Raw genomic sequence first — 19,379 nt, forward strand, 5'->3', positions numbered from 1 at the left:
TATCTAACCTGTTATGACGAATTAATGTCCAAACAAACCAATTAGTTATTGCCTTTTAAAATAAAATCATTATAGTGACAACCAAGTCGGCATATAGCGCAGCTTGGTAGCGCACTGTCATGGGGTGTCAGGGGTCGCAGGTTCAAATCCTGCTATGCCGACCAGCTTTTCCTTACCCTATTCAATAAGTTATATCAATTACTCTTCTTTTTTTCGCACTTAGTTTCTTCAATTATTAACTTTATATCGCACATTTATCGCACCACATTAATCTAAATTTATTTTCTCATTTTTAGGTTAAATTAGGTGTTGATTGGGGGGGATATATAGGAAGATAGCTAATGGCACCTTTGTTACCTTCCTCACGATAGAATTTTATAAAAGCTTTTCAGAAAAAGTTTGTAATCGACGGGCAATGAATCTTGGCAGCTCATATATGACCTTATGCTTTCAGCAATTGAGTTAGGATTGTGCCACTATACCTAACAGGTGGTTTGAACTAAAAGCAGACGGCCACTCTAGCTCGTTTTTGGACATAAACGTGTTAGAGATGAGGGAGCAGCTATATGCCTGATAAAGTCGCTCATAACGCCCTGTTAAGATTTGAGAAACGCAATACCGAAGCTACTTCAAAACACCTTAAACACTAAACGCAACGCATAGTAAAAATGCCATGCGTTGCGAATCACTCTTAAACAGTTTGTTAGGCTTGTTATCATGTAAGGCGCATCCAACCATTGTTTGGCATACTTACGTGGGCTTCCGGAATTGACTCCGTTTTAAAGGTAACTTCTTCGTTTGAAATTACATGAGGTAGTGAATCTCCTGTGACGCTTTCTATATAACTCACGAGCACAGCTAAGGTCACTTTCTTTAAAATCATGTAGTCAGAATTGTATTCATACTGCTTAGAAACTGGCTTTGCTTCTGTCGGCAAAGCCTTTGGCAACCCTGCAAAATTTTTACCATCCATATTTTGCGAAAATGCTTCAAACCTTATATTAGCGCCATGTACATAACTGGAACGATGGTCATTATAAATTCTCTTTGACCACTTATCGATATCGCTTTCTTCCTCAGATTTACACAGGAGCTCTACGATAGCATGAACCAAAGCTTTCCTTGAACCATGCTCATCTCTATATGTAGAGAAAAGCTCTTTTGCAATAGCATCAAGACAAGCTACATAACTAACCAAGCCAACAGTTTGGTTAACCCCTTCAGTTTCTTTGGCTGAATAAAATGAGAACAACATATTTAGTATCTTTCTTTTATCCTTGGTGTTTGGTAGCGTGTCGAATGAAGCAAGTAGACTAGAGATAAACTCAATATTTTCATCTGTTAGACAGTTACTATCAGATATACGTGTATCTGTGTCAGGGTAGAACTTATCTATATTTTCCTTCGTTAGATCAAAATGCTTATCGGCTGGTGTAATGTGAGAGGGATATCTTTCTATATGAGTAACCTTTGCACCATGCACAACCAATGTCATAACAGCACATAAAAAGTTCGCTTTTTCATCAGAAAATCGTTTCGCAGATAGATATGAGTGACCAACCTCTTTAATAACAACTGCAGATACTACTTTTCCATCAACAATTCTAGAAGGTAACAGGTACATAGTAGGACTAACCTCTATCAAATCTGTAACGACACTCTCTAATTGTACATAATATAAGATATTAAACGTTTTTTTAGGTTGTGTTTTGACGCGCAATAACGCCTGTTCAATTTTATAATTGATATTATCAATTATTTTATTATATTCCTCATCTTCCAGTTCATAACTGTCTCTTTCTTTCTCTAAGTCCTCATAATGAGCATGAGGTACAATATAAAAACCGATATCATTTAGCGAGCCTTTCAAAACTTTGAATGAGACTCCCACTCTAAGCTCATAGGGATTGTTTTTATGTTCATAATGCCATTCAAATCGGCATAAATTTATTCCTGTTTCTGTATTGGGATAAAAGTATGAAAAACCATTTCCCTCCATTGTTAGAAAGTAAAGATTTTCGATGAAATATGGCACATCAGATTTTTTAATATTCGGAAAAGATTCCAATGATTTCAAAGGGGGCATAAAATTCGGCTGAGTATAAATAACTGTATTATCATCTTTCTTGGTAAGTGGGTTGCCACCAATAAATATATTCATTACCACCTCTTTATGTAAATTTGTTCGAAAAGCCTAACGCCCGCCTCACCGGTGAGCGGAACGAAGTGTAGCGAATCCGTGTGAAGGCGCTTGTTAAGTGCTATATACACGGTCACCATTTTCATTAAAAAATCCCAGAGCCACGCCAAGAGGAAATGCAGCTAGGTACATATAATACATACCATCATACAAGACTCCATCTTCACGATACTCACTAACATTGATAAATTGAACAAAAAAGAAAGCACTTGAAAATATTGAGTAGTATATCCATGCGCTTTTCATTACCTTCAGCTACCACCCAAATAAAATGCCAAATTCCAGTCAACGTAATAAACAGCATGAAAATATGAACTATTCCAAATATTTTATCTGATAGAGTTAATTGATAAACATCAATCTTGGTGAAAATATATATGCAATATAACGACACCAAACCTAATGAAATTAAAGACAGCCGAGTTGTGATTAAGCTAAAACCATTAGCAAACCCCATGCCATCCAAAAATTTCACTAATGCTGAAATCATAATTGTCAATATACCAATAAACCCAATAGACGTATCATCGATGGCAGAAATATGAAGATAGAATATTAATGCTATCCACAATCCTGCTACCATTGCATTTGCCATTTCGTTTGGATGTACATTACGCTTTATCTCAACACTGATCATTATTCCAATAGCGATAACCACAGCAGCTATTATCCCCAGTAGAGTTTCTTTTTCAGCATAGAGCTCAGAGAATGGGCTTAGAAAAAGAAGCAATGTGTCAACTGATGTAAATAACAGATCTTTCATCAGCACTCCTTGCACTTCACAATTTAATATCGACCAATTGGGTCGTTTTCTTAACTATAGGAGAAACACAGAATAACTGGACATAAGAACAGTGCTTTTGAAAGAATTTTCTAATGGCCGCTTCTCAACCAGAGGCACCACTCTAAACACGTTTTGGGGCAGAACGCGTGCGCCTCAAGATCCGATCATGGAGCTTTGCGACTTTCAGGTTTGATAAAATACTATTAACCTCTTCTGGCAGACCAAGTTAAGACTTACTTAAATAAATTACACCTTTCGTTGGTTTGGAAATTCCGGTATTTACCCTTAGCTAAACCAATACCGTTTCACCGTTCGTAACCCTAGCCCAGCCCTCTCGGCAACTTGCCTCTGAGTTGGCTTTTTGCCTGTTTCATTGATCAATTCATTAAAAGCTTCTCGCACGAGCTCTCGAGAGCTATTTCCCTTCTTAGTAGCCGTATCTTTGGCCGCTTTTTTCTGCCTTTGCTTAATTTCATCACTTGATAACTTAACTTTGGGCTTTGTACACAAGTATTCAGGACGGTAGTCAAGTAAGTCTTCTAGGTATTCAGCTAGTGTTTCTTTTTTGTATTTGTAGAAAGTGCTTTTTGCCGTTTTTGTCAGTCCGTTTAACTCTTCGAGTGAAAAACCTATCAGCTCATCATTTATTTTTACCAGCTTTTCAAAAGCAGAGTCTTTATTTAAATGTTGCAAGGCAACAAATAGAATGAATGCTGTTTTATCACGTTTGCCTCTAGGCACCTTGCCTTGCTTACGAAAATGAATTTGAATGGTGTTTATACATTTGAGCCACCAATCCTTAATGTTGTGACTGTAACGCCTTTGAGTTTGTTGTTTGGGCTTATTGCTTTTAGGTTCATTTGGCAACCTGACAACTCTCAATTCTTTTTCTAGTCTCAAGCTATCTCTTAATGACTCCAAATTGAGATATTTCAGTAGCTCTTCAAATTGGTACTTAGGGCCACCGCCAAAAAACCTTGCTTGTAAACCCGTTCGCCCATGAACAGAGCCTGGTATACGCAGATTTCCATAAGCCCTTTTTGATGCGGTTGTGTCGATGTACCATAATGCGCGTATGCTTTGTAAACTTTCAATTAATATGTTTGCTATCGCTTTCCACAGTTCTTTATTAACTTGAGAAGCGTCAATAGGAGCGTAAATCCAATATAAATGAATCCCGCCAGAACCCGAGCAAACATAGCCAGTAAATGGTGGTATCTTATTCTTTTTTAAAATTTGAATAACTTTTTCAATTAAGTCATGTTCAAGCTCTCGCACCTTTCTTGCGTCAACTTTTTCAGTAACATCAATATCAATCCAATTAGCCCTGAAAAGAGCCAAATTTATCGCTCTTGGCCAACTATAAAACTCGTTTGGACTATAGTAATTGTTAACCGCTTCGCTTTTACTGTTCAATACTCCTTGAACATATCTAGTTGTTTTTATTTTAAAAGTTTTTAAATCTGTGACCTTACTGGACTTTTGGCTTCCCAATAAAAAGATTTTTTTACCTGATTCGTGGTTATGACTAAAAAGTGCCCTCACATATTTGGGTGAATGAAAATCTATTAACTCGTAAAAGTCTTTTGGTGAGGCAATAGCATACTCAGGCCACGACAAAGGTGGCCTTTCTTGTAAGGCAAGCATATAATTTGAAGATGCAAAGTGCGGTTGGGGTGTCGCCGGTCAAGCAGCCCCTTTCGCCTTCCTTACATCTTCACCCCTTCAAAACGAGCTAGCCATTGCTCAACGGTTTCCCGTATGAACAAACGTGATTTTCCCAACTTTATTGAAGGTGGTGCTAAACGCTGTACTTGGTAGCTCTCTGGATTTTCACCAGCTTCTATTGCTTTAGATTGCGCACTAATTCGGTTGTGGATTGTACGTGGTGATAATTGTAGTAGGTCAGCTAAGTCTTTAACTGAAATAGTTTGAGATGATGACATGACAGTCCTCCAATACGTTTAATGGAGCGAAGGGCATCATTCATGCACGTATGCACGATGCTGCATATGCAGCAATGTCTTTCCTCTTTACGTATTGAAGGCAGCTATAAAAGCGCCTGTTTTCAGTCACCGAAGTGACTCCCCTCGCAGTAACGCAGCAAACGTGCGCATTTGTGAATATAAATGATTGAGTGTGAGGTATCAAGAAATTGGGAGTAACTTTTGCGCTAGTAATTTACTAGTCTTCTAATTTAAGATAACCGTTTAAATAATTGGATAAAAATATAAGCAGACAGTGCACTTTAACGATACTCAACCCAAAATGTGCGCTACGTAAGGAAACCATGAAACAAAATCTACATTGGCGCTATTATCTCTCGTTAGAATCAGATGTATGCGCTTTGTCTCGCTACATACACTTTGCTCCTGACAATTTCAAAACATACTCCATAGAATTGGCCAAACTCTATCTTGCAATTTGTGCTGAAGTTGAGGTGGTACTTAAAGAGATATGTGATATACGCCCTAACAAAAAGGGTAAAAATGCAAATATAAATATTTATCGTCAGTGGATAGTGGAAAATCAACAAGGGCTGATAGCGGAGGAAGTGCTGTCCTTTGAGTTCGAGCTCAGATACACCCCATGGAAAGCATTTGAAGAGGGTAGATCCCCCTCTTGGTGGTCAGACTATAACAACGTAAAACATGAACGCAGAGAACACTTCCACAAAGCCAACCTCGGTAACGTATTGGAGTCTCTTGCAGGACTCTATATTGCGAATCTATACCTAGAAAGGGAGTTATTAGAACGATCTGGCTACAGTCATTTTCCCAAGAGTATTGGTGAAATCTACTCAGGGCTTCCTCTTGGCCAAAAACTATTTCAACCTTTTGGGCTGCACGCAGACTTGATGAACTGGGGTTAGCCCACAATAAGCAACGATACTTAACGTGGAAAAAGTAATGGATATTAATAAGTTAAAGGAATACTCTTATAACAACTTGGGCACCATATTTTGGTCATCAATATTACTACTTGGTGGGTCGATTTTTACTATCTACTATGCCCATATCCGCTACATGCCAAGTTTTGACTTTCAATCTTCGACGATGCTCTTAGGAGCCAGTGCTATTACCGCTTTCATAATACTTGCCATTATCGTGGTGGCCTTTATCTTACCCGGGTTGTACTGGCGAGAGAACTTTGGGAAAAAAATACAACAAATCAAAGACGTGAGTACTGGAGTAATTATTGTTTTATATTTAATACCGCAAGTTGCTCTTTTCGCGTCAGTCATATTAATAGGGAAAACATACTACCTTTATACCACTTGTATTTTCGCAGTAGCAATGTTTATAGCAGCTTTCATCTTTAAAACAAAAGTTGCCTATCAACAGCTCAGGAAACCCAAGGCAAGCTTTTGGAAAGACATAATTTCATATCTATTTATATCTTTCCTCAGTTTCTGTATTTCCATTTCGCCAATAATCATTCTCTACGGTCTAGCTAGCACCGCTGCCAAAACAGATGCTGACGCTTTTCTCATCCTAGCTGTCTCCTCAGTATTATCAATAAATTTAATAGCTGTTATTAGCTACGGAAAACGCTCAAAACCTTTCTTCTATTCGGCTCTTACTATTACCGTACTGATTACTGTTTTTATTGGCTTTGGTGAAGGTAATGCTGTGCCGAAAAATGTCATGGCGCGTTATGGATTTGGGAACTTTGAAGTCAAAACCCTAACGCTTAAAAAAGAAGCATGTAACTATTTAAAAGCACAAAACCTGCATGCTATTAACAGCTCAACCGATTTTTGTATCTACAAAGACGTTATTATCTTATCTAGCCTTGGTGAAAACTACTTCATAGAGATTGGGGAACTAGAACACATAGTTGCCAAAGACCTTGTCTTATCTTGGTCTAGAGAAAGAAAAACAAGTATTGCACAGGCTGAAAACGACGAACTTGCAAAGTAATAGCATGTTTTGTGTAGTCTAAAGGGCTGAACCAATCCATATTTCAGCCCTCTTTATAACTTAAAAAAGATGTAACTCTTAATAATAAAACTCCCCCCTATCATCGCCTTCTCGTGCTTCTTGCTCCGTATATTCATCACCATAGAAGTTTACATTACCCATCCCACCATTGTGTTCATCAATAAACTTGTCTTGGTCTGATTTTTTATCGTCGTCGATCATGACTTCAAGCGCTATTAACGCGGTTGCTTTCAGTGCTTTAAAAAACATGGTTTAGCCTCTCACATTAAAACTAAGGATTCCTGAGTATCAGAATAACATTAAAGCTAAGAGACTCTTAGTTTTCAAGAATTAATCGATTTACGATGAAAACAAATGACGAGTCGCCCTTTCCAAAGCGCTTAAAAGAGGCTCGAAAGAGGAAAGGTTTATCTCAAAAACAGTTAGGTATTTTGGCAGGAATGGACGAGTTCTCAGCTTCTGCGAGAATGAACCAGTATGAAAAAGGGGTTCATGCGCCTGATTTTAAAACAGTCAAAGCACTCGCTAAAGTTTTAGACGTACCAACTGCCTTTTTGTTTTGTGAAGAGGATGGACTTGCTGGGAGAATAGCTGATTACAAAGGTAGTTAACTCACCATTTTATTTGACCTGACCTACCATTTGAGGTTTTTGAATTAGCCTAAACCTTACATATATTCTCGCCTGCAAATTTGCTAAAAACCAAGCCCTTTTCTCCGAGGCATCATGAGCAATTTCCTCCTCTTTTAAAAGGGGCTACGCCCCCCGCTATGTCGAAGCGATAAATCGCTCGCTTCATAGCGTGGGGCTTGGTTTTGCTGAGCTTATACGCAGATTTTTATTCGCAGATTGAAAGCTGTCTTATTTAACGCTAACCTAAACTTGATTTAGCCCTTTGGGCATTGAAGAAAAACGGCGCTGCTCAGCTGCCGACAACTCATAGTGAGGACCCTCACTGTTTTAATATTTATGTCATGCCGCGCCACATTTATGGCGCTTTTCAAATTCGGCGCTTAGTTGCTGCCGCTTCCACGTATCTGAGATTTTTATTTTAGGCGAGATCAGTCCGAGCCTTGCGCAGTTGCGCTTAACTGGGGCGAATAGGCTTTAGTGCCGCTGAGCAACTGTGTTGCCAGTTAATCTTACAACCAAGGAACAAACATGACTTTTAACCCCAATATTGAAGTCGCTTTATTAAAAGCGCAAACAAAACTACGTGCCCGTAAACGTCATAAATCATCCAAACTTGATAAGTACCGAACTCAACTTTGTAAACTATATGACGCGGGTGCAACTAAAGCTGAGTTACAACGCTGGCTTGCCATGAGAGGTATCGTTGTGCAGTGGACGACCGTTAAGCGGTGGCTCGATAAAAATGCCTAAATTTGCCAAAGCCAGCACACAAGCCAAAAACGTTATCAAAGGGTTGACCAAAGCAAAACATATACGCTCTTTAGGCACAGCTAGAAACTACGAACAGGCGCTAAAAACGGTTGCCAGCTGGTCAAAGGATATTGGTATAAACGGCATCCAATCTATGAGCATTGAACAAGCCCGAATTTATCTCGACTACCGAGCTGAGATTGTCGGCCAAAAAGCCCTAGATATGGAGCGTCAAGCAATACAAGCTATGATGCAACTAAACGGTAAGCTACAGCCAAAAGCAACACTCTATCGAGTTAAGTCATGTTTAGAAGAAATCAAGCGTTCTCGGGCTTACACTAAAGATCAAGCCAGAGCTATTTCACATCGGCAAACAGCAAAGCATCAACTCGCTACACAAATCGCCTATGCCGCAGGTCTGCGCGCCCATGAGCTGCTAACACTTGCCAAAGCTAGTGAGCGAAGTGCAGATAAACGCCCTGCTCTAGCGTCAAAATGGCATGGTCGAAGCGGCGAGCTATATACCGTGCAAGGTAAAGGCGGCTTAATTCGCCATGTGCTGATTCCAACCACACTCTCCAATAAGCTAGAACAACAACGTTTAGCACAACCTATCACGGTAGTAGACAGAAAAATTAACTACCTTCAGCGCTATGATATTGCTGGCGGTAAAAAATGGTCAGACTCTTTCTCTAAAGCCTCAAACCGCGCATTGTTATTTTCGACTGGCGCTCATGGTCTTAGACATAGCTATGCCCAAGAGCGGATGGTTGAGCTGAAAAGCTTGGGGTATAAATATGAAACGGCATTAGAGACCGTTTCGCAAGAGATGGGGCATTTTAGGGCTGAGATTACGGAAACTTATTTATGAATTTAATCAGTTCTTGTGGCCCTTAAAGTTTCCAGCTCCATTTTTAGCTTGCTGATCTCAAATTCTAGTTGCTTAATCTTCGATTTTTTTTTGTTTGTTTGCTTTTTTATCGTGTATGCCATCTCGAGCTCATCTTTATATGGCATTTTTGGTTGATATAACCTGTGAAAAGCGCTTCCTACAGCTCCTCGAAACAACTCAAGAACGGGTTGATTATCACCTGACTTCAAAATATGGGTTGTCGCGATACCAGGGTATGGATCTATAAAATAGATCTTTGCAATCCCAAGCTGCGAAGCCTTCTTTGCACATAGTTCACAAGGGCTTGCCGTTGTGAACAAAAAACCACCTTTAACTTTTTGCCCACCGTACTTTGATATCTGCAAAAAGGCATTTTCTTCTGCATGTAGTGAACGGGTATGAACTTGATTCTTTTCACCTTCTATTTCATTTTGTATATCTTTAAAACAAAATGAAGGATTCCTACCATCTTTACCAATTTCATCAAGCACTGCAAGGTATTTATCCTCTACCTTATTCCTGAATTCCCTATCGTTTTTTTCATAGTCGCTGTAAGCTATTTTATCAGCACCATTTATTAAATCTTCGGCACTTCTAAGCAAACATGGGACTTGCCCTTGTGCTGTATTATTCCATCCAACTGATTTCACCGAATAAAACTCATCGGTTACTACAGCACCAACTTGTCTCGAAATACAACCAGAGCTTTTTTTAACACTAAAAGCGATTTGCATGCAGTTTTCTACTGAAGTTGGCATGATCAAGCCCGGGTGCATCATAAGCGACACATACCATGCTAGTTGGCCAGCTAATTCACTGCTTTCAAAGTTATCCTCTCTAGGGTTATTAATATGGATATCTGCGGTTTCAATACATTTTTGAATATTTTGAGAAATGAATTTATTATGGCCGGATAATTTTTCCGGATATTCTTTCTCATCTAAGCACTCAATTTGCTGAAAATTAAATTTATGGCTTTCTCTCAAGTGCCGAAGCCTATTTTCGTTAGTCGTATTAACTGAGATTAAAAAGAAATTGGCATACCTTTCCTTTAAATAAACAGCCTCATAAGGATTTCGAATCGCATCAATTACTATATAACAAGGAGTGCCATTTTGTTTGGCTCTATACCTTACAGCCTTGATAACCTTATTTATTATTGAAGGAAATATAAAAACATTATCAGGATCAAACTCCGCTTTATCCGCTCTTCCAGATGACCGTACATTGTCACCAACTTTTTGATACAGAGTTGTATATGCGCTGTTAGATAGATCATTTAAGCTACCCCTCAGTTCTTCCGTGAATTGAGGTAAAACTTCAAAGTATATCTTATAAGCTGAACTTCTCTTTTCTACCTCTCCCATGGATAGAAAGTGATTTAACTGTTCATGATAACTTTTATAACTATCTCGGAAGCGCCCTAACTTACTTCTGACATCCTTGATGTCTAAGCTGACAACATTGGCAACCAGTTGACAAAATGCTGAAAAGTTGAGCTCTAATACAAAACGGCTTAAGACGCACCGAACTTGCAACCACTCAAACTTCCTCCAAGTTTTATCAATATACTTTTTTATGATCTTATACTTCCTAGCTTCATTGCCCCTAAAATGCGAGTCTAAAGGTGATGGTAGTGGCAGCTTTTCTCCATTTAATAGTTTTGCGCAAGTCGAACATCCAGAACCAGTTCGACCTGTTAAGCCAATAATTATAAAATCTTTTGACTCTTTAAAAACGTTGTCTAACGCAGAAGACACATCATCTTTTATATTCATAAATTTCCTTTCTCGCATTTTAATGCTCTATACAAATAATGACTCGCGGTTAAATTCGCTCTGTTACTTTAACCGCCCACTTCATTAAAACCTCTCTCCTTCTATCCATATACTCCTGCAAATTATATACCTTTTGCATTCCCTGCAATTGGTGGTTGAGTATCTTTTCAACCACTATTGGATCTGCGCCAATGTCATCATCACCTAAACGTGTTGCTATTGTTCTGCGCAGGTCGTGTGGGACAAACTTTGGAACACCTAGCTCTTTTTGTTTTCGGTTTACCGCTCTTGAAAGTGAGTGCCTATCGATAGGCTGCTCACCAACTGCGGATGCAGTACAGGTTGTACTTGGAAACACGTACTTTGATCCTAAATAACTGAATGAGGCGCGTAGTTCATCAAGCATAATGATCATATTTTGGGTGATTGGCACTTTATGGGTTCGCTCCCCGCCTTTGCTTTGCTTTACTCGCTCGGCGGGAATGGTCCAAATCATTTTATCAAAGTCGAATTCTTGCCACTGCGCGCCAGTCACCTCTATCGGCCTGCAACCAGTTAGAGCTATAAACTTCAAAGCGTAGATCACTTGAGTGCTTACGCCAAGTTTGGGCAAGCGCTCGAATACTTGTATCAGCTCTTCAAATTCAAGGGCGCGTGTTCGTGGTTTTTCGACACCACCTACATTCTTTTTCTTGGCGGTGCTAATGGGGTTGCCCTGCATTAGGTCACGCTCAACAGCAAAGTCAAACATTTGTTTAAGAATTGAAAGGGTTTTGTTGGCTTGAGTGCCTGCTCCCCTGTCGGTGATTGGGTCTAATACTTTGCTTAAAATGTCTCGGCGGGTAATGCCTTTTAATTTAGCGCCCCCTATCGCTGGTAGCACGTCTTTTTCAAACATACGCTCAACTTCTAGGGGGTCTTTGCGATTAACCTTGATATAGCGCTCTAGGAACTCTGTAGCTAATTCTTGTACCGTTGGCGCTTCAGCTTCTTGTTTTTGCGCTTTAGTTCTTTCTTTTTGTTCAAGGAATACATCAATACCGCGCGATACATCACCAATGTATTGCTTTGCTAGTTCACGAGCCTTAACAACGCTCAAAGCAGGCGCACGGCCTAATGCTAAACGCCTTTCTTTCGAACCTCGGCCACCTAATCGATAATAAAGGTAATAAACTAAAGAACGCTTCCCATCTTTGTTAGGCTTGCCAACATTGAGATAAAAACCTGATAGCTCAGTATCTGTTATTCGGGTGATCTCTAGTGGAATATTTTTGATCACCGACTCTGTTAATTTTGCTTTAATAGACGCCATTTATCGCACACCTAACACATAGCTAATAAATTTATCGCACAGTTATCGCACCAACTGGTTTTAACTCACGATTCATCACGTTGCTTCACTATGTATAATTTACAGCGCAATTATTAGCAACAGCAATAAGTTAGGCTTTATTTAGATGCCTCACGATGGGCCACGTTTGTTCATGATTGTACACGTTTGAACACAGTTAATTTTTATGGGGTGTCAGGGGTCGCAGGTTCAAATCCTGCTATGCCGACCAGCTTTTCCTTACCCTATTCAATAATTTATTAAACCTCTCATATTAAATTTTGTAAGAATTTCCCAATACTAACCAAGTTGTTCAACATTCTTAAACTCATCTTTATGACTTTTATAAGTATTTACTTGCTTCTAGTATTGTTGTTTGTATTTTAAACCCACGCCGTTCAAACCGTCCTCATCAATAGCTATCTTTATTTTTCAACCATGTACGCTAAGTAAGTCTTCTAAACTAAAATTCCTCAGCAAATAAAATGCAAACACCTATCACACTAGCGTAATTGACGCGTCTCATTGAACGCAACTCAACTCTAGATACGCTTACCAATACATCTTTCGGCAGCGTAATACTGGTGCCCTGTGTATTTATAGATCTTATGCTACACTTAACATCGCTGAGAGATAAATCGTATATTAATATTTGCCTCTCACATAATTCAAAGAGGACTAAATTGACCTTTTAGAATCAGCCAAACAAGCTAAAATGCACGTTAAGTTAAGCAAAATAGGCTTACCTTGACGAATTGTTAACTTTTTGTATAATACACATATGTATAACGTCGATGACGTTCTAAAACGTAGAAACTTACTAACAAAATGAATAAGGATATCGGTATGAAGGATCAGTCTATTACTCCTGCTAAACAGGGAGCAACTAATGGTAAGAAAAAATTTATTTCTTTAGGCGTAGTATCACTGATGTTAGTAGCAGGGATATCAGTCGCGAATGTTGGGACTGAGACAGAAATTTCAACAAATAACGAATTAAATGCTCGTAACGGTGGACCATCAATACCACCTGAAAAGCCAAGTGACTCCAAGTCTATCTTGGAAATTTTTAGTGGACTTGTATCTTAGCCCAAAGAAAAAGAAGGGCTAAAAATAGCCCTTCACAATACCTCAAACTCAAGCTGCGCACGGCAACCCTTCTCTCATTTTAAAATGAGTAACTGGATCAGTTTTAAACATATCACAACCTCCATACTTAGCGATTAACTTTTCAAGCTCCGCTTTATATAAACCATTTCCATTTGATATCGTTAGAGTAAATGAAGCAATTTGGATCCAGTCAATTTCATAGTCAACATTATGTTCGTGGAGATTTTTAAGATCGTTGTCATTCATTTTACTGGCGTCAGAGCTAAGCCTTTTTGCTTCATTTACAAACTTTATAGCTTCTTCGGCATACTTTTCGTCACCATGAATGTCATAAAGGATATTATTGAGTCTAGCGTTATCCATATGCCAATAAATTTGAGTACTAATTGATAGCTTATCGACTTTCAATGTCGAAAACCTACTATGAATACCGTAAATGGTGCGCAATATCTTTCTTACATCATCTCTTAAGGTGTCTTCAACTGAGTGCACCTTATTCCAGCTAGAGATAATGTCATTTACTTGAGGGTGAATCGCTTTGTAATTATCATATTGAACATATGGCTCGGTATCATTCTGGCGATCAATCCAAGATTTGATCTCTTTTTTAAATAAAAAGCTTACAGCTCCCACAACAGCAATACATGCTAAAACGCGCTTTCTGTATACCTTGGCTACAACATTACCCCACTGAATTTCAAGGATGCTTGCTCTCGGCTGTGATTGGGGTTGAGGTTGTGATGTTGATTGTGGTTGTGGTTGTGGTTGTGGTTGTGGGGATTGTGAACTCTGTTGTGACATAGACTCTCCAAATCATACCTTCATCGCTTTCATTATACTACACTAGTAACTTGTAATTACAAACTTGTTTCATTAGTGTTTAATTTTTGTTTTTACATGTTTTTTAATGAGCCTTGTGAGCGCCTTAATACGTTTATTAATGCTGGTATGGTCTGACTCTTCTGGTGCCTTTACAATTTTTGCTTTAACTGGATTCAAATCCACATACGCTAAACAGGCTGCCAATGCAGCTTCATCTAATAAGGCTTTTGATTTAAATTGCCCTTCCCAAAAACGGCCTATGCAACCATCCTCTTTATTGGCTTTACGCGCTATATCTTCGTTGAGCGCTCGCATAAACCAACTGATATCCGCTTAGACGATTTCTGTATTCGTCTATCAACTCTGACAGCAAACAGCGCTCTGAGTTTGTCAGTGACTCGCCATTGACAAGCTTATGAGTCAGCCAAGCTCCCTTAAACTGCTTGTACCAACGAATAAGAATGGCTTTATCACTTAGCCGTTTTGCTTTTTTATCATCTACATACAAAATAATATGCGTATGATTACTCATCACCGCATAAGCACAGACATCAATGCAAAACACCTTAGCAAGTTGTAGTAGCTTCTCTTCAACCCACCCTCTTCGATGCTCAAACGTCTTACCCACATAAAAACGCACGTCTTGCCCAGCGTGATATACAATGGTAATACTTGGTATCTACCAAGCTAACCTGCCGCCTCCTTGCAATTGCCATAAAAAAACCATCCAAACTTTAACATTCACTAAAGCACAGACAGCTTCTTAGACTATCCCCTAGTTAAGATGGGTGTCATGTTTATTCCTTTATGTTGAACAACTTGCACTTCCTGAGCAAGTAAAAGAGTTGCTTTAACATCATCTTTGAGCAAACGTCATGTGTCATAACATGGCGCTTGCTTTACCCCACACACATCACCCACCGAGTACCAATCTAAAAGCACTAAGTGATTTTTAATATCGAACTATTGTTGCGTTCGGATAAATACCGATCTAACAGTTTCTAATAATTTCATGAAGTTAGAAGAACAATCTAGCTTATAAAGCATACTACCGACCACTAGAGTTTTACAATTAATTTACTCTGTGTAAGTACATGTAATACACAAATCGCTCTCCAACTACTAGGGTGTTAACGCTTCAGCGAAGTTTTGTCAGCTGAAATACCACGATACACACAACTATACGGAGATTTGCAATGTTAGATATTAACCACAGCAACAGTGAAAGCTCACTTGTTTCAACTTTTGGTACTCCCGCATTTATAAAAGACTTAAGCGGCCAGCCAATTTTACAAGCCCAGTTAGATGCTATTTGGAATACCTACTTATTTGCATTTGTTGAACAAGCAACACCCAGTGATGATGCTTATTTTTACAACCCTGCAACGACCAACATCCCCAGTGGTACCGCTTCCGCAGCTGTCACTTGGAATGCATTTCCTGGTCGCTTACAACAGTATTTTTCAGCAACTACTCCGGTCGAGCCATCAAACCCCTATAATCTGTCGTTAACTCAACTACGAGAGCTTGCAGATACTGGTAGCTATACAAAGGATGGTCAGTCTCAAGCAATACAAGATATTCCCGCGGTGTTTTGTCCAGAAGCCGATTGGGGTGGCACATTAAATCCATTTTTGCCTTATGGTCCCAGAGGTTGGCAAGATGAATATTGCGAATGGGCAGTTCAAAAAAACGATGATGACAAAGTAACTCGTGTTGATTTCGCTTGCGAAAACCCTGAGTATTGGCACGCGCTTTGGGCTGTTAGCCCTGATACAGTCGCAAAAATCTACCAAGACACGCTGAACTTTGACGCGCCTGCAAACTGTAGGATCACCGTTTCAGTTGATGATTTAACGCTAAAAGATGCAAACGGCCATGCAGTGGTTGATCCTGTAAGCGGCCACCCTGTATACAATCCACTTAACAAATGGAACAACAGCCCAATAGCAAATCGTCAAAATAGCACCATGAATGGCGGTGTTATGCACCTTACCAGTACGCCAAATACGTTGCAAACTGAAATTGGCTTAGCCGGTTTTTCAACACCGCAATATGAGAGCGGAAATGGCAATCAACAAAAACTAATTTGTTGTGGGCAGTTTGGTCAAGCATATCGCCATAGCGACCCACATATCGGCCAAACCGTAAACCAAATTGTAGGCGGCCAATTTATATCTGGGCAATATTTCAAAGTGAACTTGGCTAACCCGTTCGGTTTATATATCCAACAGCCTACGAGTTTAGACTCTTGGACCTTCTCAAACAGAATACAAAAAGGCGTGAATGTACCTGCTGATGCTAAAGCATCTGACGTTTGGCAAATTGTTAGAGGTAGCGAACAGGTTACAGATCCGGTTACCGGATCAGCATTCCCCGGAAATTTCATTCTACACGCTATTTGCCAAATTCCTTCGTCATGGCTGGCAATGGACCCAACTTTGACGCTTGAAGATATCGAGATCAATAACACCCCTATCCAATGGGGCTCTCAAATTACAGAGCAAATTGACATTGGATTGTTTGCAAGACCATTAAGTGCAAGCGAGGCACCTCCTCAAGTTCCTTGTGCAGGGCCTTCTTTACCGGGCGCGCCGTTACAAGCGATGCACCAACATGTATGGGACGCATACTATGGAATTAACGAAACTAATCCAGCTGGATCTGAACTTTCGTTGGTAAGTAATAGTGTGATAGTGCCTACGATTGTAACGACTAGTGCTACTGTCAATGTTGCACTCACAGTCAATAAACTTCCAGCCGGTGTTCAGCCAACAGTTAAAGTGCTAACTGGCACAGCAAGTGGAGATCACGATACAAAAATCTCTGTAAGCATAATCGATAAGACGACTGTTACCTACGCCGTACCTGGCAACTCTGGGCCAGGTACATATACATCGCTTTCGTTACAAATAGAAGCAGAAAAAACAACCATACCGGGCTTACGCGCCGTTGAAGTGAGTTATGAAGGTGCACAACCTCAAACTATGGCGTCTTTGCTCTTTATAGCGCCAAAAATCAAGGGATCAAATAATGCGTAACCGATATGTCAGGCCCGAAAGGGCCTTTATTAAAAAGCTATGCGCCGTACTCACGATACTGGCAAGCATCAATGTACAAGCTGTTTTGGCTGATACCGTTACCAACCCGTGTACAGCATTTGGTACAAACCAAATTTCACTAACCCCTGTACTTCCGAATAACTTTAACTCTCGTAATCAAACTAATGCCGACTGTACTGCATGGCAGCAGTTTATTTATGCTAACTGGCCTGTTGATCCCAATAACCCAGGCTATCCTAATGCTAAAGCTTCAGCTAGTTCATTTGGAGATCCTTCCGCTAGCACTTTAACTGTTTGGGAAAGCTTTTTGCAATCATCAGAAGTATTTAGCAATACAAAAGCAAATACGCTGGTAAAAACGGGTAAAAAGCAACGCCCACTGGTTTTGCATCAAGTATCAAAAACGGGGGCGCTTGATTTAAGTTCTATCGGGCAAGCCACTGGCGAGTGGTTAACAGACCAACGCGGCAACCTAGTTTATTATGATATTCGCTTAAACCCTGATGAAGTAGACTACATTTACAACGCGAATCCTACCGGTAAAGACTTAACGTGGGCAGAAGGTCAGATTGAATGCGCGCAAGGCAACGCTGGATTTCGTTTACCCTCGGGTTATAGCAATGACAAAACCTGTGATGGCAAATCGAAAGTATTTGGCGGCAATGTGGGTGCGATGGAGATCAAGGCCGCATGGATAAAGCTACCCCAGGATGGTTCGATAGACTATCGCTATCTCACGGCACAAGCGATACTTCTTGAGCCTGGAGCCGACGACAGTGCAACACAACAAACGGAGCCTGTAACTGTTGGTCTAGTAGGATTGCACATTATTAGGCATTTGCCCGGTGCACCTCAAATGCTCTGGACAACGTTTGAACAAGTGGACAACACGCCTGATGCGGGTAAAGATACGGTAAACTTACCAAGCAATCCTAATCGAAAACCCCGTCCAGCTTTTACTTTGTACAACCCTAAGTGTGACCCAAAAAAAGATATCTACTATCAGTGCAGGCCCAATTGGACACCCGATATGGCACCACAAATTCCATGCGATACCGTCTCTCCAAGAAGCCCAGATAACTGCATACCTTATTCAGCTCCGCTGCAAGTTAATCGAGTTACCCCTGTTGAGTCAACGGCCAATAGTATCAATGCCTATGCATGGAGCCTTCTGAGCGCAAACTCTGTGTTCAACTACTATCGTCTTATTGATGTACAGTGGCCTAACAACCCAACAACAATAGGAAAAGACGCAACAACACCGCTGACTACAGGAGACATTACACCAAGTAATGGGACGCGTATTGTTGCCAATACCACCATGGAAACATTTGTGCAAAACAAAGACAGTTGTATGGATTGCCACAAATATGCAGCAACTGCGACACAAAGCCAGACTGCAGTGATCGCCGCATTTAATAAGCTCAAACTAGCTGGGAGTAAAGCGCCAAGAGCCATGCTATCTACCAGTAACGGGAAAAACGCCAATAGCGCATCTTATGCATCTTACTATTCGTTTGTTTTTTCTTCGAGTACCACGAGGTAGTTTATTAGCCCCGTCTTTTTATAAGATGGGGCTTTATAAACCTTACATAAAATTTTTATGCTCATTAATCTCCAAATACGAGTTTATGGTTATCTAAATCTCTAACATAGGTGGCAAGATACTCAAGATACCTGACACCCACATTAATTTATACCACAACTACACCTGAACATGTTTCAAAGCAGAAACAAACCGCTAAAAATTGATGCATTCAGTTTTATCGTCTGATTAATCACTGAAATTCATAACTTTTTTGGGATTTCAGACATGACTGACCACATAGCTTTTGCAAGCTACATTGAAGTTGGAATGTTAGGACGTCTTAAAGGTTAAGCGAGCAAGTCACTGCATTGCATCAAATTGCTTCGTCGTTTTAGTTTTAAGTGCTCACAGTATTTTTGCTTGGCATCGGGGCTGCCTACTGACCCCTTGAACACCTTGGTAAATTTGGTAGTAAGCTTTAGCCAATTCTCTGGCAGGATGTTAAGTCTTGCTAAAATGGGTTGTGAGTCGTTGATAAATCCAAGTT

General features: G+C 39.9%; 16 protein-coding genes, 1 tRNA gene and 2 pseudogenes. 9 read left to right on the forward strand and 10 right to left on the reverse strand.

What is annotated here, in order from left to right; genetic code table 11:
• The first annotated feature begins 87 nt into the window (after positions 1-87).
• Positions 88-164 (forward strand) — tRNA-Pro (locus JF50_RS10395).
• Positions 165-715: 551 nt separating this feature from the next.
• On the opposite strand, the gene JF50_RS10400 is transcribed toward JF50_RS10395, so the two are convergent.
• From JF50_RS10400 to JF50_RS10415, 4 genes are all read right to left on the reverse strand, one after another.
• Positions 716-2,161 (reverse strand): hypothetical protein, encoded by a 1,446-nt coding sequence (locus tag JF50_RS10400; RefSeq protein ID WP_039609352.1) that lies wholly within the window; start codon positions 2,159-2,161, stop codon positions 716-718.
• Positions 2,162-2,375: 214 nt separating this feature from the next.
• Complete coding sequence (locus tag JF50_RS10405) at positions 2,376-2,963, reverse strand: hypothetical protein (protein WP_039609353.1); 588 nt, start codon at positions 2,961-2,963, stop codon at positions 2,376-2,378.
• Between the two features lie 306 nt (positions 2,964-3,269).
• A complete protein-coding gene (locus JF50_RS10410; RefSeq protein ID WP_152614508.1) occupies positions 3,270-4,400 on the reverse strand; it encodes a hypothetical protein in 1,131 nt (376 codons plus the stop codon).
• Positions 4,401-4,693: 293 nt separating this feature from the next.
• Entirely contained in the window at positions 4,694-4,930 is a 237-nt protein-coding gene (locus JF50_RS10415) for a helix-turn-helix domain-containing protein (RefSeq protein WP_039609355.1), read from the reverse strand.
• A 344-nt stretch (positions 4,931-5,274) separates the two neighbouring features.
• Between JF50_RS10415 and JF50_RS10420 the strand changes: the two genes are divergently transcribed.
• Positions 5,275-5,856 carry a hypothetical protein gene (locus tag JF50_RS10420; protein WP_052262235.1) on the forward strand — a complete coding sequence of 194 codons (582 nt, stop codon included), beginning with the start codon at positions 5,275-5,277 and terminating at the stop codon, positions 5,854-5,856.
• A 37-nt stretch (positions 5,857-5,893) separates the two neighbouring features.
• Positions 5,894-6,907, forward strand: a complete 1,014-nt coding sequence (locus tag JF50_RS10425) for a hypothetical protein (RefSeq protein ID WP_039609356.1) — start codon at positions 5,894-5,896, stop codon at positions 6,905-6,907.
• Positions 6,908-6,985: 78 nt separating this feature from the next.
• On the opposite strand, the gene JF50_RS10430 is transcribed toward JF50_RS10425, so the two are convergent.
• Positions 6,986-7,177 (reverse strand): hypothetical protein, encoded by a 192-nt coding sequence (locus JF50_RS10430; protein ID WP_039609357.1) that lies wholly within the window; start codon positions 7,175-7,177, stop codon positions 6,986-6,988.
• Between the two features lie 95 nt (positions 7,178-7,272).
• On the opposite strand from JF50_RS10430, the gene JF50_RS10435 reads away from it, so the two are divergent.
• The 3 genes from JF50_RS10435 to JF50_RS10445 all read left to right on the forward strand — a co-directional run bounded on the left by JF50_RS10435 (position 7,273) and on the right by JF50_RS10445 (position 9,181).
• Positions 7,273-7,539 (forward strand): helix-turn-helix domain-containing protein, encoded by a 267-nt coding sequence (locus JF50_RS10435; RefSeq protein WP_039609358.1) that lies wholly within the window; start codon positions 7,273-7,275, stop codon positions 7,537-7,539.
• Between the two features lie 549 nt (positions 7,540-8,088).
• Positions 8,089-8,310 (forward strand): hypothetical protein, encoded by a 222-nt coding sequence (locus tag JF50_RS10440; RefSeq protein WP_039609359.1) that lies wholly within the window; start codon positions 8,089-8,091, stop codon positions 8,308-8,310.
• Positions 8,303-9,181, forward strand: coding sequence for an integrase (locus JF50_RS10445; RefSeq protein WP_039609360.1), 879 nt, complete (start codon positions 8,303-8,305; stop codon positions 9,179-9,181). Before JF50_RS10440 ends, JF50_RS10445 begins: the two co-directional genes overlap by 8 nt.
• 2 nt (positions 9,182-9,183) lie before the next feature.
• On the opposite strand, the gene JF50_RS10450 is transcribed toward JF50_RS10445, so the two are convergent.
• Positions 9,184-10,980 carry a hypothetical protein gene (locus tag JF50_RS10450; RefSeq protein WP_039609361.1) on the reverse strand — a complete coding sequence of 599 codons (1,797 nt, stop codon included), beginning with the start codon at positions 10,978-10,980 and terminating at the stop codon, positions 9,184-9,186.
• 49 nt (positions 10,981-11,029) lie between these two features.
• Entirely contained in the window at positions 11,030-12,292 is a 1,263-nt protein-coding gene (locus JF50_RS10455; protein WP_039609362.1) for a tyrosine-type recombinase/integrase, read from the reverse strand.
• Positions 12,293-13,156: 864 nt separating this feature from the next.
• Between JF50_RS10455 and JF50_RS10460 the strand changes: the two genes are divergently transcribed.
• Positions 13,157-13,399 carry a hypothetical protein gene (locus JF50_RS10460; protein ID WP_039609363.1) on the forward strand — a complete coding sequence of 81 codons (243 nt, stop codon included), beginning with the start codon at positions 13,157-13,159 and terminating at the stop codon, positions 13,397-13,399.
• Positions 13,400-13,447: 48 nt separating this feature from the next.
• Here JF50_RS10460 and JF50_RS10465 read toward each other — a convergent pair whose 3' ends face one another.
• Positions 13,448-14,221 (reverse strand): hypothetical protein, encoded by a 774-nt coding sequence (locus tag JF50_RS10465; RefSeq protein WP_039609364.1) that lies wholly within the window; start codon positions 14,219-14,221, stop codon positions 13,448-13,450.
• Positions 14,222-14,347: 126 nt separating this feature from the next.
• A pseudogene (locus JF50_RS10470) lies at positions 14,348-14,958 on the reverse strand (transposase); the annotation flags it as partial.
• A 480-nt stretch (positions 14,959-15,438) separates the two neighbouring features.
• Between JF50_RS10470 and JF50_RS10475 the strand changes: the two are divergent.
• On the forward strand, positions 15,439-17,283 hold the full coding sequence (locus JF50_RS10475; RefSeq protein WP_052262236.1) for a hypothetical protein: 1,845 nt from the start codon (positions 15,439-15,441) through the stop codon (positions 17,281-17,283).
• Positions 17,276-18,850 carry a hypothetical protein gene (locus JF50_RS10480; RefSeq protein ID WP_052262237.1) on the forward strand — a complete coding sequence of 525 codons (1,575 nt, stop codon included), beginning with the start codon at positions 17,276-17,278 and terminating at the stop codon, positions 18,848-18,850. Before JF50_RS10475 ends, JF50_RS10480 begins: the two co-directional genes overlap by 8 nt.
• Before the next feature lie 329 nt (positions 18,851-19,179).
• Here the strand turns inward: JF50_RS10480 and JF50_RS27530 are convergent.
• Positions 19,180-19,374 (reverse strand): annotated as a pseudogene (locus JF50_RS27530) (transposase); the annotation flags it as partial.
• Between the last annotated feature and the right edge of the window lie 5 nt (positions 19,375-19,379).

The organism is Pseudoalteromonas luteoviolacea (genome assembly GCF_000814765.1).
In the GTDB taxonomy this organism is placed as follows: Bacteria; Pseudomonadota; Gammaproteobacteria; order Enterobacterales; family Alteromonadaceae; genus Pseudoalteromonas; species Pseudoalteromonas luteoviolacea_H.

Coding starts and splice junctions, on each gene's coding strand:
- JF50_RS10435 (WP_039609358.1), top strand. CDS start 7,273: ATGAAAACAAATGACGAGTCGCCCTTTCCAAAGCGCTTAAAAGAGGCT.
- JF50_RS10455 (WP_039609362.1), bottom strand. CDS start 12,292: ATGGCGTCTATTAAAGCAAAATTAACAGAGTCGGTGATCAAAAATATT.
- JF50_RS10430 (WP_039609357.1), bottom strand. CDS start 7,177: ATGTTTTTTAAAGCACTGAAAGCAACCGCGTTAATAGCGCTTGAAGTC.
- JF50_RS10480 (WP_052262237.1), top strand. CDS start 17,276: ATGCGTAACCGATATGTCAGGCCCGAAAGGGCCTTTATTAAAAAGCTA.
- JF50_RS10425 (WP_039609356.1), top strand. CDS start 5,894: ATGGATATTAATAAGTTAAAGGAATACTCTTATAACAACTTGGGCACC.
- JF50_RS10420 (WP_052262235.1), top strand. CDS start 5,275: ATGAAACAAAATCTACATTGGCGCTATTATCTCTCGTTAGAATCAGAT.
- JF50_RS10460 (WP_039609363.1), top strand. CDS start 13,157: ATGAAGGATCAGTCTATTACTCCTGCTAAACAGGGAGCAACTAATGGT.
- JF50_RS10450 (WP_039609361.1), bottom strand. CDS start 10,980: ATGAATATAAAAGATGATGTGTCTTCTGCGTTAGACAACGTTTTTAAA.
- JF50_RS10405 (WP_039609353.1), bottom strand. CDS start 2,963: ATGAAAGATCTGTTATTTACATCAGTTGACACATTGCTTCTTTTTCTA.
- JF50_RS10445 (WP_039609360.1), top strand. CDS start 8,303: ATGCCTAAATTTGCCAAAGCCAGCACACAAGCCAAAAACGTTATCAAA.
- JF50_RS10415 (WP_039609355.1), bottom strand. CDS start 4,930: ATGTCATCATCTCAAACTATTTCAGTTAAAGACTTAGCTGACCTACTA.
- JF50_RS10440 (WP_039609359.1), top strand. CDS start 8,089: ATGACTTTTAACCCCAATATTGAAGTCGCTTTATTAAAAGCGCAAACA.
- JF50_RS10475 (WP_052262236.1), top strand. CDS start 15,439: ATGTTAGATATTAACCACAGCAACAGTGAAAGCTCACTTGTTTCAACT.
- JF50_RS10465 (WP_039609364.1), bottom strand. CDS start 14,221: ATGTCACAACAGAGTTCACAATCCCCACAACCACAACCACAACCACAA.
- JF50_RS10400 (WP_039609352.1), bottom strand. CDS start 2,161: ATGAATATATTTATTGGTGGCAACCCACTTACCAAGAAAGATGATAAT.